Raw genomic sequence first — 16,249 nt, 5'->3', positions numbered from 1 at the left:
TCATCTTGCGGTTCACAGGCTTCAACACGTAACGGGTATATAGCCTTCCTGAAACCCTACATATTGGCCAGGCCCAGGGCCTGTTCCAGCCGGTCCTCGCCCAGTTCGTTGACCCCGGCGAGGAACTCGTCGCCCCAGCGGCGGATATCGTTGTAACTGACGATATCGAACAGCTCGCGCAGGCGCGCCTGGGCCTCGTCCCTGGGCATGTTCAGGGCCAGGTAGCAGGTCTGGGCCATGTCCATGGGGTCGTGGGGGTTGGTCAGCAGGGCACCCTTGAGTTCGGCGGCGGCCCCGGCGAATTCCGATAGCACCAGCACGCCGCTGCCTCCGAGCAGGCCTTGGGCGGCAACGAATTCCTTGGCCACCAGGTTGAGGCCGTCGCGCAGCGGGGTGATCCACATTACGTCGGCCATGGCGTACCAGGCGCTGACTTCCTCGAACGGCAGGCTGCGGAAGAAGAACTGCAGCGGCGTCCAGCCGATGCGCGCGAAGCGGCCGTTAATACGGCCCACGGCTTGTTCGATCTGCCCTTGCAGTTCGTCATAGATGGTCATTTCCTTGGCTGCCGGCACGCAGACGGTGACCAGGGTGACCTTGCCCAGCAGCTCGGGGTTTTCTTCCAGCAGGCGTTCGTAGGCGTTGAGTTTTTCCAGGATGCCCTTGGTGTAGTCGAGGCGTTCCACCGAGAGAATCAACCTGACGCCGCTCAGTTCGGCGCGCAGGCGCTCCATCATTTCCTTGATCTTCGGCGCAGCCAGGGCGTTGCGCACCCGCTCGATATCCAGGCCCACCGGATGGGCACCGAGCTTGACCACGCGGCTGCCGGTGTCCACGGCGGTGGTCATGCGCTCCAGGCCCACGGCGCAGCCATAGGTGATAAAGCGCGGTGCGCAGTTCTGCCGGCTGATGGTCTGCAACGGCATCACGCCGCGGGCGGCATCGACGAAGTTTTCCACCTGGCGCGGGATATGGAAACCGATGTAGTCGCATTGCAGCAGGCTGCCGATGATCTGCCGGCGCCAGGGCAGCACGTTGAACACATCCGCCGAGGGGAAGTAGGTGTGGTGGAAGAAGGCGATGCGCAGGTCCGGGCGCAGTTCGCGCAGGTAACCGGGCACCATCCACAGGTTGTAGTCGTGCAGCCAGACGATGGCCCCTTCGGCGGCTTCCAGGGCGGTGCGCTCGGCAAAGGCGCGGTTGACCTTGAGGAATACCTGCCAGTCGTCCTCGCGAAACTGCGCGCGCTCCCAGAAGGTGTGCAGGGTCGGCCAGAAGGCTTCCTTGGAGAAGCGCTTGTAGAAGATGTCGACTTCTTCCTTGCTCAGCGCCACCCGCGCGGCGGTCAGTTTGGGGTAGCGTTCGGCATCCACCGTGGTGTGGGTGTCGAAGGCTTCGCCGCTGTTTTCGTCATGCTCGGCCCAGGCGATCCAGGACCCGGAACGGCCATCGCCGAAAAAGCTCAGCAGGGTCGGGATAATGCCGTTGGGCGAGGTCGGGCGGCGGCGCTGCAGCTTGCCGTCGGCACCGCGGAATTCCTCATAGGGCAGGCGGTGGTAAACCATCACCAGGTCGGCCTTGCCCGGCTCGGCGACTTGCTTGCCTTCGGCGGCGATACCCTGCTTGCCGAGAAAGCCGAAGTGCACAAAGGCTTCGAGAATGCCGCCGCAACCAGCGCGCTCGGCATGGAATACCCGCGAGTGCTGGCGGGTGGCCTGCAGCAGGCCCTCTTCAGAGGAGCCCACGCAAACGCCCTTGAACTGGCCACTGAGCATGGAGAGGTCGTTGAGGGTATCGCCGGCGGTCAGCACCTGGTCGTTGTCCAGTTCCAGCCAGTCGACCAGCGCTTGCAGGCTGCTGCCCTTGTTCACGCCCCTGGGCAGCAAATCCAGGTAGCGTTCGGCCGAGTAGAGCAGGTCGCAACCCAGGGCGTCCGCCGCTTCCAGCAGGGCTGGGTTGGCCGCCTCTTCCGGGCTGCAGAAGTAGGAGCAGCGGCGTACCTGCGGTACGTCCTGGCGCTCCAGGGCAAAACGCTCGATGGCGCTGGCGACCTGGCTTTCGCCGGGCCAGAGGGCGTCCACCGCATTTTGCAGCGGCTGAATCGATTGCAGGCTGTCGCCATGCACCAGGCTGGCACCGACGTCGGAGATGATGTAATCCGGTTGCGGCAGGGTTGGGTCTGCCAGCAGTGGCAGCACCGACTCCAGGCTGCGGCCGGTGACATAAGCCAGGCGGATTTCCGGGTGGGCGGCGATGGTCTGATAGAGGCTCAGGCGATCCTTGGGATCGCCGCCGAGAAAGGTTCCATCGAGATCGGTGGCAAGTAACATGCGCTGTCTTCCTGTCCAGTTAAGTGGGTGCAGTGACGCGCCGACATGGGCCGACGTGCTGGTAAAGGGCAGGCATGTGCTGTGCTCACAGGCGGGGCGTGAGTACAGCGCATGGCTACGGGGTTTTTGCCTCTGGTTCCTCTTCAGTTGGAGGCATGGATTGCTGTTCGGGGTCGCTGGGCGGCGTGTCGGGCATCAGCTCCAGCACCGTATGGCTGGTGCGCAGCATGGGCATAAAGTGCCCGGCAGGCGCGCTGACCAGGTCGCTGACATGGCGCAGGCGGTACAGCGTGTACGCCGCGAGCAGGCCTAGGGTGACGGCGAAATACAGTGGTAGCGCCTGGGCTCCAAGGTGCTGCATCAGCAGGCCGGCGAGCAGTGGGCCGCATACCGAACCGATACCATTAACCATCAGTAGACTGCTGGAGCCGGCGAGAATTTCATCGCTGTGTAGCTGGTCGATCAACTGCGCCACGGCGATGGGGTAGATGGCAAAGGCCAAGCCTCCCCAGATAAACATCAGCCCCAGCAGCAGGCGGCCGGCAGGCAGCAGGCTCATCAGCACGGCGACCACTACTGACAGCGCGACTACCCAGAACAGCACCTGGCGGCGGTCGTGTTTATCCGAGTAGATGCCAATCGGCCATTGCAACAACGCGCCGCCAAGAATCGCGCTACTCATCAGCAAACCCACGCCGGTGGCGTCGAAGCCGTTCAGGCTGGCGTACACCGGGGCCATGCCCCAGAACGCGCCGAGAGCCAGACCGGATAAACCTGCTGCGGCCAGCGCCAACGGCGCGATACCGGCGATCTGGCGCAGGTTGGTGTGCAGGGTGTCCGGCACGCTGGGCTGCACCTGGCGGGTCAGGGTGATGGGCATCAAGGCCGCGCTGATCAGCATGGCGGCCAGCACGAACAACACGAAGTCGCTCGGGGAGGCCAGATTGAGCAGCTGCTGCGCGGCGGCCAGCGCGCCGAGGTTGACCGCCATATACACGGCAAACACCTGACCGCGTTTGTCATTGGGCACCTGGGCGTTAAGCCAGCTCTCGATCACCATATACAGGCTGACCAGCGCCAGGCCGTAGAGCACGCGCAGGCCCAGCCAGACCCAGGGGTCGACGATCAGTACATGGAGCAGGGCGGTGATGGCGGCGAGGGCGGCGCAAAAGGCAAACGCACGGATATGCCCAACGCGGCGGACCAGCGGAATCGCTAGCCAGGTGCCAAGGAGAAAGCCGACAAAGTACCCGGACATAATCAGTCCGAGCATCCCGGTGGAGTAGCCTTCGGCGACGCCACGCAGGGTCAGTAGGGTGTTGAGCAGACCATTGCCGAGGAGGAGTAAAGCAACCCCACCGAGCAACGAGCTGATAGGGGCAATCAGGGACCACATGGCGACCTACCCTAGGGGACAATGCCGTTGAGTGCAAGCATGAAGGGTGCCAATGCTTAGCCAGGTAACTAATTAAGTTATTGTTATTAAAGGATTATTTTTATAGATAAACGGTCTTTGAATATTTTAAGTCGTTGGCTTTGCGCGTGCCGAGGGCGTTGCAAAGCCGTGCTGCACCAATACCGTTCGCGGCCTCGGCCGCTACAAGGTTGTCTTCGAAGGGCTCGAAGGTTGTTCGGCGCTCGTAGTGCCGGGGATGGCAAGCAGCGCAATAGGCTCCAGGGCTGCACTGCTCTGGTTGATGCGTTCGAGCAGCTGGTTGATGGCTTCACGATCGCGGCTGTTGCTCAGGTGCTGATCGGCGGCTTCCTGCACGCTGCGCACATGCCGTAGCAGATCGGTTTTCTGCGTAGTGCGCAGCGGCTGGTAGAGCAGATTCTTGAAGGCCTGCAGCAAACCAATCAGCACACTCACATCGGCGCAACCATAGTGGCGAATGGGGCCGAATACCCGTTGCAGCAACTCATCCAGCGAGAGTTCGTAATGCCAGAGGCGAGGTGGGCCGTCGTCCGCCAGGGTGACATCCAGGTCCGGCAGGGGCAGGCGCTTGCTGAACAGCACGCTGAGTAGGTCGATGGCGGTAATCGCCGTGCCGGGGTCGTTGATGCCCGGGCTGAGCGCCTTGACGGCGATTTCCGACATCTGCGTGCAGCCAAACAGGTAGTGGGTGTGGGCGTATTCCTCGAGAAAGAAATCGAAGCAGTCGAGCAACGCATCGCTAATCGCCGGATCGACCTCGCGGTCGAGCTTGAACAGCGGCCGGCCACTCATCACGAAGAACCCGCGGTGGATCATCACGGTCATGCGCAGATCGTGCTCACACAAGAGGCTGTTGATCGTGTCGACGTTGAGCTCTTTGAAATAACCGCTGCGTTGCGCGCAGATTTCCTGCCAGTTTTGATCCTCTGGCCAGCTGGGCAGGTCGTCGATAGCGGCCAGCTTGGCTTCGCGCGCGGCGAGTTTCGCCAGGGTGGTGTGGTACAGGTTGTTGAGGATGTACTCCACCTGAATCGAGCGGGAAATCGAGTGGATAAAGTGCACAAACAGGCCGAGGCAGGCGAGGCCCATCGCCAATGCCATCAATACACCGAGGCTGGGCACCTGGGTTGAGTTGTCCAGTTCAATCGTGGTGATCAGCAGCAGCGAGAAGAGGATGGTGCCGAGGTAGAAACCCAGGGTTTTCTGGTGGCTTTTATCGCTGATCAGGCCGGGTACTACGCGCGGTGACAGCGCGGCGGCGGCATTGTTGAGCACCACCATGACCATGGAGAAGCTGAACACCATCAGCGACAGGATGCCGCCGACCAGTGTGCCGAGAATCAAGCGGGCATTGTCGGCATTGCGCACCAGGCCGACATCAAACTCGCCTTTGAGCGACATCATCCAGGGCTGGTATTCGATGCTCATGCTCAGCAGACACAAAACGAAGAAGCCCAATGCGATCAGCGTTGGATAGAGGGCCAGGCTGTGCAAGATGCGCTGGTACAGGCGGAAGGCGAAGTTCAACAAGCGGGGCACGGGCGTCTCGGTGCGATGGGCGTGCGGCGACTATAGCAAGCTTGTCGGCACATGCTGCTACCTGAGCCCCGTCGCTGTGGGACTCAGGTACGCGTCAATTGCTGCAGACGCGCGAAATGGCGCTGGCCAGCTGATCCAGGTGCTCGGCGTCGAGTCCGGCCATATTCGCCCGGCCTGAGCCGACCATGTAGACGCTGAACTCATGACGCAGGCGTTGCACCTGGGTTGGGCTCAGGCCGGTGTAGGAGAACATGCCGCGCTGCAGCGCGATATGCGCAAAGCGCTCATTCAGGCCGTAAGGCTGCAGGGCTTCGACCAGACCGGCGCGCAGGCTGGCGACGCGCTGGCGCATGGCTTCCAGTTCGCTGACCCAGAGGCTGTGCAGTTCACTGTCAGCCAGAATGCTGGCGACCACTGCCGCGCCGTGTGCCGGCGGGGTGGACCACAGGTTACGGGCGATAAACGCCAGCTGGCTGCGCACATCCTGCAGTTTGTCCGCAGTCTCAGCGCAGACGATCAGCGCGCCGGTGCGCTCGCGGTACAGGCCGAAATTCTTCGAGCAGGAACTGGTGATCAGCAGTTCGGGCAACTCGGCGGCGAACAGGCGCACGGCGAAGGCGTCCTGCTCCAGGCCATCGCCAAAACCCTGGTAGGCGAAGTCGATCAGCGGCAGCAGCTCGCGGGCTTTTACCACCTCCAGCACGCGCTTCCAGTCACGCGGGGTGAGGTCGAAGCCGGTAGGGTTGTGACAGCAGGCGTGCAGCAACACCACATCGCCTTTGGGCACGTGGGCGAGGGCGGCAATCATCGCCTCGACATTCAGCTGGTTGTCCGCGCCGACATAGGGGTAATGCCCAACGCGTAGGCCTGCGGCAGCAAAGATGCTCTCGTGGATCGGCCAGGTCGGGTCGCTTAGCCAGATGCCACGGCCCGGCAGGCAGTGGCCGATAAAGTCCGCACACAGGCGCAACGCACCGGTGCCGCCGGGGGTCTGGGTGGTGCCTGCACGTTCGGCCAGCAGCGGGTTGCCTGCGCCCAGCACAAGCTGGCTCAGCAGGCTGCCAAACAGCGGGTCGCCATGGCCGCCGATATAGCTCTTGGTCGTTTCGCTTTCCACCAGCCGTTGTTCGGCCAGCTTTACCGCGCGGGGAATCGGCGTCAGGCCCTGGGCGTCCTTGTACACGCCCACGCCGAGGTCGAGCTTGGCCGGGTTGCGATCAAGCCGATAGGCGTCCATCAGGCCGAGAATCGGGTCGCCCGGCACTCGATTGATGCTGTGGAAATGGCTCACTTGCGGCCCTCGGCGCTGGCGGCCAGTACATCGGTGCGCGCGGCCATGATGAAGTCGTTACGGTGCAGGCCGCGCATTTCATGGCTCCACCAGGTCACGGTGACCTTGCCCCATTCGGTGAGCAGCGCCGGGTGATGGCCGACTTCCTCGGCGATGGCGCCGACCGCGTTGGTAAAGGCTAGGGCATGGCGGAAATTCTTGAACAGGTAGATCCGCTCCAGCTCCATGTGGTCGCCACGCACTTCGATATTCCAGTCCGGGATCTCGCGGATCAGTTCGGCCAGTTCTTCGTCACTGACTTTCGGCGCATCGGCGCGGCAGGCTTCGCATTGGGCTTGGGCAAGGGACATTGGGTTCTCCAGGGATCTAAAGGTGAGCCGTAGGATGGGTTGAGTGCAGCGATACCCATCAAACTGGGAAATGATGGGTATCGCGATGCTCAACCCATCCTACAAGGTAGCTACGCGGCTTTCGGCGGAAACTTCGGCGCGTGCAGGCCCAGGCGCATGGCTTGCTGGACCATGGCCATGATGTCTTCGTGGGCCAGTTCGAACAGGCGCTTGAGTTCAGGCAGGACAAAATAAAGCGGCTGCAGGATGTCGATACGGTAGGGCGTGCGCATCGCCTCGATTGGGTCAAAGGCCAGGTGCTGCGGCTCATTGGACAGGCAGTAGACCGTTTCCTTCGGCGAGGACAGAATGCCGCCGCCGTAGATGCGCTGGCCCTGGCTGGTATCAACCAGGCCGAACTCGATGGTCAGCCAGTACAGGCGCGCCAGGTATACACGCTCTTCCTTGGTGGCGGCTAAACCGAGCTTGCCGTAGGTGTGGGTGAATTCGGCGAACCAGGGGTTGGTCAGCAGCGGGCAGTGGCCAAAAATCTCGTGGAAGGTATCCGGCTCCTGCAGGTAGTCCAGCTCCTCCGGCGTGCGGATAAAGGTCGCCACCGGGAATTGCTTGCTGGCCAGCAGCTCGAAGAAGGTCTGAAACGGAATCAGCGCCGGCACCCGCGCCACGCGCCAGCCGGTGGTGGCTTGCAGCACCTGGTTGATCTCGCCGAGCTGCGGAATGCGCTCATGGGGCAGACCGAGCTGCTCGATCCCGTCCAGGTATTCCTGGCAGGCACGGCCTTCGATCACCTTGAGCTGACGGGTGATCAGGGTATTCCACACCTGATGCTCGGCCTCCGGGTAATGGATAAAGCCACTGTCATCCGGTTCGCGAGCCACGTACTGGGTCATGCTGCTGCCTCCTGCTGGGGCTTTTGTTGTTGTGTTTGAGCCAGAAATACTCCTGTGAGTGCGCTTGTGCAGCCCTAGGCAGGGCTGGAAGCAGGTGAGAGGAGCGGCTAATTCGTAAAGAATTGGTTACGTGTGCGGCGATGTGGCGAAGTATCGTCTTGCTGCTGCGCTAATCTGTCACATATTCTTGACGAATAATCCGCCGCCTCCGTCGATTTCTCAGCGCTGGCGGCCTATAACAAGACCAACAAGAGCCCTGCCATGCGTATCAAAGTCCACTGCCAGAACCGAATCGGCATCCTGCGCGACATCCTCAATCTGCTGGTCGAATACGGCATCAACGTCGCACGCGGCGAAGTGGGTGGCGAGCAGGGCAATGCCATCTACCTGCACTGCCCGAACCTGATCAACCTGCAGTTTCAGTCACTACGGCCCAAGTTCGAGGCGATTTCCGGGGTGTTCGGCGTCAAACGCGTGGGCCTGATGCCCAGCGAGCGTCGCCATCTGGAGCTGAATGCCTTGCTTGGTGCGTTGGATTTCCCGGTGTTGTCCATCGATATGGGTGGCTCAATCGTCGCGGCCAACCGCAGCGCGGCGCAGCTGCTCGGGGTGCGAGTGGATGAGGTGCCGGGTATTCCGCTGTCGCGTTATGCCGAGGATTTCGACCTGCCGGAACTGGTGCGCGCCAACAAGTCGCGGATCAATGGCCTGCGGGTGAAAGTGAAGGGCGATGTGTTTCTCGCCGATATCGCACCGCTGCAAACCGAGCACGACGAAAGCGATGCCATGGCCGGCGCGGTATTGACCCTGCACCGCGCGGATCGCGTTGGTGAGCGCATCTACAACGTGCGCAAGCAGGAACTGCGCGGCTTCGATTCGATTTTCCAGAGTTCCAAGGTGATGGCCGCGGTGGTGCGCGAAGCCCGGCGTATGGCCCCGCTGGATGCGCCGCTGCTGATCGAGGGCGAAACCGGCACCGGCAAGGAGTTGCTGGCGCGCGCCTGCCACTTGGCCAGCCCGCGTGGGCAGTCGCCGTTTATGGCACTCAACTGCGCCGGCTTGCCGGAGTCCATGGCTGAGACCGAGCTGTTCGGTTACGGCCCCGGTGCCTTCGAAGGTGCACGACCGGAAGGCAAACTCGGCCTGCTGGAGCTGACTGCCGGCGGCACGCTGTTTCTCGATGGTGTGGGCGAAATGAGCCCGCGCCTGCAAGCCAAGCTGCTGCGTTTTCTCCAGGACGGCTGCTTCCGCCGGGTCGGCAGTGATGAAGAGGTCTATCTGGATGTGCGGGTGATCTGCGCCACCCAGGTCGACTTGTCCGAGCTGTGCGCCAAGGGTGAGTTCCGCCAGGATCTTTATCACCGCCTCAACGTGCTGAGCCTGCATATCCCGCCGCTGCGCGAATGTCTGGATGGCCTGCCGCCGCTGGTGGAGCACTTTCTCGACCAGGCCAGTCGCCAGATCGGCTGCCCGCTGCCCAAGCTGGCCCCGAACGTGCTGGATAAACTCGGCCACTACCACTGGCCGGGCAACGTGCGTCAGCTGGAGAACGTGCTGTTCCAGGCCGTTTCCTTGTGCGATGGCGGTACGGTAAAGCTCGAACATATCCGCCTGCCGGACTACGGCGCGCCGCAGCCCTTGGGCGAGTTCTCGGTGGAAGGCGGGCTGGACGATATCCTCGGCCGCTTCGAAAAGGCCGTGCTGGAGCGCCTGTACCACGACCACCCGAGCAGCCGTCAGCTGGGCAAACGTCTTGGCGTGTCACACACCACGATTGCCAACAAGTTGCGTCAGCATGGGTTGGGTAAGGAGTAGTCGTCGCGACTGCATGTCTGCGCTTGACGATACCAGCCCCTCCAACGAAGGGGCTTGGTAGGTTGCTGCTTTAGCGAGGGGTAGTCGGCCGCGCTCTTGGCCCAGGCAGAATGCCATTCACCGGGTTGCTCGAGAGCAGACGGTTACTGGCGATACCGGCGATTTCATGGCCGCGCTCACTTAGGGTATTCACCACCTGGTTGACCAGTGCGGTGATTAGAATGCCGGCCAGTCCGCTGCCGCTGTTCTGCTGCTGCTCGGCGGTGCTGGCTCGGGCGACGCCTTTCCACAGTTCCTTGCCGCTGCGCAGATCAACCAGTGTTGCTGTGACCGCGACCGCAACCTCGCTGCTGATGATCATGTAGCTGCTGCCGTATTCGGTGATGTCGATATACAGCACCGTGTCGGCGGCAAAAATCTCGTGAAGTTTCTTCGGCGAAACCTCGCGGATTTCATCCGCATTCATCAGGCCGTTCTGCTTGAAGGTTTCATCGACCACGGCAACGGGCAACACATAGTAGCCAGCCTCACTCAGAGGCAGGGTGATATGCGAGTAAACGCTGTAGGACGCTTTGACATCAGGCGACTTGTTAACGGGCGGCAGAACCAGGATAGAGGCCGGGCTGCTCTCTTTGAATGCGCTGTAATCGTAGGGTTGTTGCGTGACACAACCCGCCAATAGCGTGGCAGAAGCCAGCGCGGCGAGCGCTTTAAGTGGGTTTAGAAAGGGCATGCTGATCACTTGGCAAATTTGCGCATGAGGAAGTCCATGTACTGGGTGGACTCAGGGAACAGGGTTTTCTCGGTCTCGAATTGCTGGCGCACCTGATCGGCTTTGCCAATTTCCGCATACAGCATGCCGAGATGTGCGTGGAAGCCAGGCGGCAGTGCACGATCAGTAGCTCGGGCCTTTTGCAGGCTTTCCTCAAGGGCAGCAATCTGCGCCTCAGCGCTGCTGGTGCTTTCGAAACGCTGGTAAACCTGTTGCTGGTAGCCATCCCAGTAATAGAGCGGCTGCGGTTGAGTCACGCAGCCACCTAGAGTGGCTGCGGCAATCAAGGCAGCAAGAACAAGTGCGGGGCGAGTGAAGTTCATGGGCGATTTCTCCGTGCTCACTTGGCTGGGCGCCAAGCGCCACTGTCGACACCGCTAACCAGGTTGTTCACGGCTTCACGAATCGCCAGATCCAGTACCTTGCCGTTGAGCGTCGAGTCATAGCTGGCAGTGCCACCGAAACCTACGATCTCGCGGTTGGACAGGCTGTACTCGCCCGCGCCCTGGGCGGAATAAACCACTTCGGAGGTCCGCACATCGACGATATTCAGGTTGACCTTGGCATAGGCGATCTGTTGTTTGCCGCGCCCCAGGATGCCAAACAGCTGATGGTCGCCGACTTCTTTACGACCGAATTCGGTTACATCGCCAGTGACGACAAAGTTGGCCCCACGAACTTGCTGAGCCTGTTTGGAAAAGCCCGATTCTTGTTGCAGTTCGGCCAGGTTGTCGCGGTCGAGCACATTGAAGCGGTTCGACTGCTGCAAATGGGTGATCAGAATAGTTTTGGCCTGCCCGCCGAGGCGATCGACATTGTCACTAAAAATGCCACGCATATAGCTGGAGCGGTTATCAAACTTGCCTATGGCAATCGGGCTGCGTGGGCCGTTGTAATGGCTGCTGGCGGTGGTGACTTTTGCAACTTCCAGGGTGCGCGATTGTTCCGTGGCGCAGCCGCTAAGCAGTACAAGCAAGCCTGCGAGGCTGGCGGTGATGATCTTGTTCATACGAGTCTCGTTAATAATTAGGCATGGGAAAGCCAATGGCGGGCGGGAAGCTGTCGAGGGATTGCGTAAGATGCTAACGCTGGAGGCGATTGCCGTCGCATGTGCTGAGCGAGAGTGACGGCATAAGTCTATCCATGACAGTAGGTCCAGGAGGTGGGGAAGGGGCGTCCTGCGGCGGCGATTCTAATCGGCATCAGAGTGCTTTGCCAGAATTGCTGGCTATTTGATGCCATGCGCGCTGCGGCGGTGGTTCTGGGCAGCGTTATTCACTTTGATTAGAGCTGCGCAGCTGGGTGTGCTGCGTAGTTTTTGTCGCTAGAGTGTGCCGATCAGCCTACGACCTGATGGACCCGCAGCAAGGATTGTCATGCCCAACATAAACCGCAGTGATGCCCAGCAACGTGCCGATGACATCGGTGTTTTCAACCGTGAATTGGCGCGCCTTGAGGCGGAGCAGGTGTTCAACCTGAGTGATAGCCAGCGCGCCAGCCTGCACGGCTACCAGCAGCAGTTGCTTAACAGCTACCTGGCAGCTTTCGATATCGACCACGATATCCAGGCCCGTCAGCTCTCGCTGGGCATGCGCATCGCCTCGTTTCTCGGCGCGTTGGCGTTGGCGGCCAGTGTGTTTTTTCTGTTCTACCAATTCTGGGGCTTGTTCGGCACCTTCAGCCAGGTGGCGATTCTGTTGACTGCGAGCATCGCCTCGTTTGGTTTGACGCTGTGGGTGCAGCGCCGCGACAGCTCGGGCTATTTCAGCAAACTGGCGGCGTTGGTGGCCTTTACCTGTTTTGTTCTGAACATCGTCATGCTCGGGCAGATCTTCAATATCACCCCTTCGAACAACGCCTTGCTGCCCTGGGCGCTCTATGCGCTGCTGCTGGCCTATGCCTGCGGTACGCGCCTGTTGCTGGCGGCCGGGCTCAGCTGTCTGCTGGCTTTTGTCGCGGCGCGGCTTGGTAGCTGGGATGGCATCTACTGGCTGGGGTTTGCCCAGCGCCCGGAGAATTTCATCCTACCGGCGCTACTGATCTTCGCGGTGCCGCTGCTGATTGATCAGCGCCGTTTCGATGGCTTTGCCGTGATCTATCGGGTATTTGGCCTGCTCGGGGTGTTTGTGCCGGTACTGGTGTTGTCACACTGGGGCGCGGGTAGCTACTTCGATTATTCGTCCGAGTACATCGAGAATGCCTACCAGATTGGCGGTTTTATCCTCGCGGCCCTAGTGATCTGGCTGGGTGTGCGCCGCGAGTGGGCGGATGTGGTGAATACCGGACTGAGCTTCTTTGTGATCTTCCTCTACAGCAAGCTGTTCGACTGGTGGTGGGAGAGCATGCCCAAGTACCTGTTCTTCCTGGTGCTGGGCTTGAGTGCGGTGCTGATTTTGCTGGTGCTGCGGCGCTTGCGCAGTCGCCACGGGCTGCTGGGAGGTGCGCAATGAACGGCGGGGGCGCGCGTTATCTGATTGCCGGCCTAGCGCTGATCGGCCTAGTCAACGCCATTGTCCTGGCGGGTGTGGCCTGGAATCGCCAGCCGCCTGAGGAAAGCCGCCTGCAGCTGTCCGAGCGCGAGCTGGGCAATACCTACACCTATTGGCGCAAGGACAACAGCAGCCTGGCGCTGCGCCTGGACTACCGTTGGCCCAGCCGGGCGGATGATGACCACTACTACCTATCGATCAGTGCCGAGAAGATGGCCGAACTGGGCTTTAAGGTGCCCAGTGAGCTGAACGAGCAGACGGTGCGGCGCTACCGCCGTCAGCTGGACCGCGATGCGTTGCTGGTGTTGGAGCTCGATGGCCCGGCCTATCTGCGCGAGGTGGCCTTGTTGCGCGCCGCCCATGCCGAGGCCCTGCGGTTGCAGCAGGCCGTGCCGGACAGCAAGGAGCTGCGTGAGGCGGCTCAGTACGCTGGCAATGCGCTGGATTACGAGCAACACCGCGCCAGTCGTCTGCTGGTGGTCGATGTCGGGCTGGATCAGCAGGCGCTGCGCGCGCGTTACCCGGACCGCACGCGTTACGCCATTGTGCGCAGCATTATCGCGGTGCAGGCCAGTAATGTGGCGGCTGACTGGACGGGCGAGGGCGATGACCCGCGCCCGGATAACCAGCGCTGGACCTGGCAGCTCGGTGGCTCGGCCGACACCCCAGGGGTGCAGAGCCTGAACCTGCCGCAGCGCTGGCATGCGACGTTCGACAACCTGCCACAGCAGGCTGAGGAGCCGGGCGGGGACTACCCGGGTTATCAGAAGCTGTTTAGCGCCGAAGTCGCTTTTGGTCGGCGGTTGGAGCCCTGGTTTGTTGCGTTGAACGCCCGGCCGGCGAGCGCGCCGCAGCCTACGACCAAGGTGCAATAGCCCCGTGCGGCGTACTGGGCGAAAGTGGCGGCGTTCCAATCCTGCGTGGTTTGGATGCAAGCGTTTCTCCATTCCCCCCCGGAATGATTTGGGTAGGCGGTCAGATGACCGCCTTTTTTTTATGGCGGGCCATCCCTGGCCGCCACCCTGCGGGCCGTCGCGATGCGACGTTAAAAATTGCTCCCGGCAATTTTTTATCCGGAAAAAGTGTCCGCAACCATGGTCGTAGACCGTTAAGACCATGGTCGAATGGCTCAAAGGTGGGGTCGTGGATACAAAATGCACCATAGAACAACAACTACCCACCGAGGTATTTCCAATGAGTGCTGCGTCCCTGTATCCCGTGCGGCCCGAGGTGGCGGCTCAGTCGTTGACCGATGAGGCCACCTATAAAGCCATGTACCAGCAGTCGGTGATCAACCCCGATGGTTTCTGGCGTGAGCAGGCCAAGCGCCTGGACTGGATCAAACCGTTCACCAAGGTCAAACAAACCTCCTTCGACGATCACCATGTCGATATCAAGTGGTTTGCCGATGGCACCCTCAACGTTTCCTACAACTGCCTGGACCGTCACCTGGAAGAGCGTGGCGATCAGGTGGCGATCATCTGGGAAGGCGATGACCCGTCCGAGCACGAGGAAATCACCTACCGCCAGCTGCATGAGCAGGTGTGCAAGTTCGCCAACGCCTTGCGTGGCCAGGACGTGCACCGTGGCGATGTCGTAACCATTTATATGCCGATGATTCCGCAGGCCGTGGTGGCCATGTTGGCCTGTACCCGTATCGGCGCGATCCACTCGGTGGTGTTCGGCGGCTTCTCCCCCGAAGCCCTGGCGGGACGGATTATCGATTGCCAGTCCAAGGTGGTGATCACCGCCGATGAAGGCCTGCGCGGTGGCAAGAAAACCCCGCTGAAAGCCAACGTCGATGACGCCCTGACCAACCCGGAAACCGCCAGCGTGCAGAAGGTTATCGTGTGCAAGCGCACCGGTAGCCCGATCAAGTGGAACCAGCACCGCGACATCTGGTACGAAGACCTGATGGCGGTAGCCGGCAGCGTCTGCGCGCCGAAGGAAATGGGTGCGGAGGAAGCGCTGTTTATCCTTTACACCTCCGGCTCCACCGGCAAGCCCAAGGGCGTGCAGCACACCACCGCGGGCTACCTGCTGTATGCGGCGCTGACCCACGAGCGGGTGTTCGACTACAAGCCGGGCGATATCTACTGGTGCACCGCCGACGTGGGCTGGGTCACCGGGCACAGCTATATCGTTTACGGCCCGCTGGCCAATGGCGCGACCACGCTGCTGTTCGAAGGCGTACCGAACTACCCGGATATCACCCGGGTGTCGAAGATCGTCGACAAGCACAAGGTCAATATCCTCTACACCGCACCGACCGCGATCCGCGCCATGATGGCTCAGGGTGAAGCCGCCGTTGCTGGGGCCGATGGTTCCAGCCTGCGCCTGCTCGGTTCGGTTGGCGAGCCGATCAACCCGGAAGCCTGGAACTGGTACTACAAGACTGTCGGCCAGGAACGCTGCCCGATCGTCGATACCTGGTGGCAGACCGAAACCGGCGGCATCCTGATCAGCCCGCTGCCGGGTGCCACGGCGCTCAAGCCGGGTTCGGCGACCCGTCCGTTCTTCGGCGTGCAGCCGGCCCTGGTGGATAACCTGGGTAACCTGATCGAGGGTGCTGCCGAAGGCAACCTGGTGATCATCGATTCCTGGCCGGGTCAGGCGCGTACCCTGTACGGCGACCACGACCGTTTCGTCGACACCTATTTCAAGACCTTCAAGGGCATGTATTTCACCGGTGACGGCGCGCGCCGCGACGAAGACGGTTACTACTGGATTACCGGTCGGGTCGATGACGTGTTGAACGTTTCCGGCCACCGTATGGGCACCGCCGAAATCGAAAGCGCCATGGTTGCCCACCCGAAAGTCGCCGAGGCCGCCGTGGTCGGCGTGCCGCACGACATCAAAGGGCAGGGCATCTATGTCTACGTCACCTTGAATGGCGGTGAAGAGCCTTCCGAACAATTGCGCCAGGAGTTGAAGAACTGGGTGCGCAAGGAAATCGGTCCGATTGCCTCGCCGGACGTGATTCAGTGGGCCCCAGGCCTACCGAAAACCCGCTCGGGCAAGATCATGCGCCGCATCCTGCGCAAGATCGCCACCGCCGAATACGATGCACTCGGCGATATCTCCACGTTGGCCGATCCTGGCGTGGTGCAGCACCTTATCGACACCCATCGCGGTATGCAGGCCGCCTGACTCCGGTCCGGCCCCTGCAGGCAACGCCCCAGTTCGGCCACAAGCCGGCTGGGGCGTTGTGCGTTATGCGCCTCTTGTTCATTGGCAGTCGGACTGAAATCCGACTTTTCGACTGTCACTCGTCGGTAACGTGGCCGCACCGCGGTGGGGTGCATGGAAACGTTCTGCCCTGTTTAGGAGCCGTTTCG

13 protein-coding genes are annotated in these 16,249 nt (G+C 61.4%); 4 read left to right on the top strand and 9 right to left on the bottom strand.

Annotated elements, in window-relative coordinates; genetic code table 11:
- Nucleotides 1-56: 56 nt before the first annotated feature.
- From ggpS to phhA, 6 genes are all read right to left on the bottom strand, one after another.
- Entirely contained in the window at nucleotides 57-2,330 is a 2,274-nt protein-coding gene (ggpS, locus tag VMP31_RS17655; RefSeq protein ID WP_325509013.1) for a glucosylglycerol-phosphate synthase, read from the bottom strand.
- A 115-nt stretch (nucleotides 2,331-2,445) separates the two neighbouring features.
- Complete coding sequence (locus VMP31_RS17650; protein WP_325509012.1) at nucleotides 2,446-3,726, bottom strand: MFS transporter; 1,281 nt, start codon at nucleotides 3,724-3,726, stop codon at nucleotides 2,446-2,448.
- 201 nt (nucleotides 3,727-3,927) lie between these two features.
- Nucleotides 3,928-5,304: a DUF2254 domain-containing protein gene (locus VMP31_RS17645; protein WP_325509011.1), complete on the bottom strand. Its 1,377-nt coding sequence runs from the start codon at nucleotides 5,302-5,304 to the stop codon at nucleotides 3,928-3,930.
- A 94-nt stretch (nucleotides 5,305-5,398) separates the two neighbouring features.
- Complete coding sequence (locus tag VMP31_RS17640; protein WP_325509010.1) at nucleotides 5,399-6,595, bottom strand: amino acid aminotransferase; 1,197 nt, start codon at nucleotides 6,593-6,595, stop codon at nucleotides 5,399-5,401.
- Nucleotides 6,592-6,945, bottom strand: coding sequence for a 4a-hydroxytetrahydrobiopterin dehydratase (locus VMP31_RS17635; protein ID WP_325509009.1), 354 nt, complete (start codon nucleotides 6,943-6,945; stop codon nucleotides 6,592-6,594). Before VMP31_RS17635 ends, VMP31_RS17640 begins: the two co-directional genes overlap by 4 nt.
- Before the next feature lie 110 nt (nucleotides 6,946-7,055).
- Nucleotides 7,056-7,835 carry a phenylalanine 4-monooxygenase gene (gene phhA, locus VMP31_RS17630; RefSeq protein ID WP_325509008.1) on the bottom strand — a complete coding sequence of 260 codons (780 nt, stop codon included), beginning with the start codon at nucleotides 7,833-7,835 and terminating at the stop codon, nucleotides 7,056-7,058.
- 261 nt (nucleotides 7,836-8,096) lie between these two features.
- On the opposite strand from phhA, the gene VMP31_RS17625 reads away from it, so the two are divergent.
- Nucleotides 8,097-9,650, top strand: coding sequence for a sigma-54-dependent transcriptional regulator (locus VMP31_RS17625; protein WP_325509007.1), 1,554 nt, complete (start codon nucleotides 8,097-8,099; stop codon nucleotides 9,648-9,650).
- A gap of 70 nt (nucleotides 9,651-9,720) precedes the next feature.
- On the opposite strand, the gene VMP31_RS17620 is transcribed toward VMP31_RS17625, so the two are convergent.
- From VMP31_RS17620 to VMP31_RS17610, 3 genes are read right to left on the bottom strand one after another with little or no spacing between them, the layout of a single operon-like run.
- The gene (locus tag VMP31_RS17620; RefSeq protein ID WP_325509006.1) at nucleotides 9,721-10,383 is read right to left on the bottom strand and encodes a DUF799 domain-containing protein; all 663 of its coding nucleotides are present in this window, start codon (nucleotides 10,381-10,383) and stop codon (nucleotides 9,721-9,723) included.
- A gap of 5 nt (nucleotides 10,384-10,388) precedes the next feature.
- Nucleotides 10,389-10,745: a DUF4810 domain-containing protein gene (locus VMP31_RS17615; RefSeq protein WP_325509005.1), complete on the bottom strand. Its 357-nt coding sequence runs from the start codon at nucleotides 10,743-10,745 to the stop codon at nucleotides 10,389-10,391.
- Nucleotides 10,746-10,762: 17 nt separating this feature from the next.
- On the bottom strand, nucleotides 10,763-11,431 hold the full coding sequence (locus VMP31_RS17610; protein ID WP_325509004.1) for a CsgG/HfaB family protein: 669 nt from the start codon (nucleotides 11,429-11,431) through the stop codon (nucleotides 10,763-10,765).
- A gap of 367 nt (nucleotides 11,432-11,798) precedes the next feature.
- On the opposite strand from VMP31_RS17610, the gene VMP31_RS17605 reads away from it, so the two are divergent.
- The 3 genes from VMP31_RS17605 (at nucleotide 11,799) to acs (ending at nucleotide 16,061) form a co-directional block, all read left to right on the top strand.
- The gene (locus VMP31_RS17605; RefSeq protein WP_325509003.1) at nucleotides 11,799-12,872 is read left to right on the top strand and encodes a DUF2157 domain-containing protein; all 1,074 of its coding nucleotides are present in this window, start codon (nucleotides 11,799-11,801) and stop codon (nucleotides 12,870-12,872) included.
- Complete coding sequence (locus VMP31_RS17600) at nucleotides 12,869-13,786, top strand: DUF4824 family protein (RefSeq protein ID WP_325509002.1); 918 nt, start codon at nucleotides 12,869-12,871, stop codon at nucleotides 13,784-13,786. Before VMP31_RS17605 ends, VMP31_RS17600 begins: the two co-directional genes overlap by 4 nt.
- Nucleotides 13,787-14,105: 319 nt before the next feature.
- A complete protein-coding gene (acs, locus tag VMP31_RS17595; RefSeq protein ID WP_325509001.1) occupies nucleotides 14,106-16,061 on the top strand; it encodes an acetate--CoA ligase in 1,956 nt (651 codons plus the stop codon).
- Nucleotides 16,062-16,249: the final 188 nt, after the last annotated feature.

Source organism: Pseudomonas sp. (assembly GCF_035512415.1).
GTDB lineage: Bacteria > Pseudomonadota > Gammaproteobacteria > Pseudomonadales > Pseudomonadaceae > Aquipseudomonas.
The sequence above is the reverse complement of the archived record's forward strand: the minus strand, read 5'-3'. Positions and strand labels throughout refer to the sequence as shown.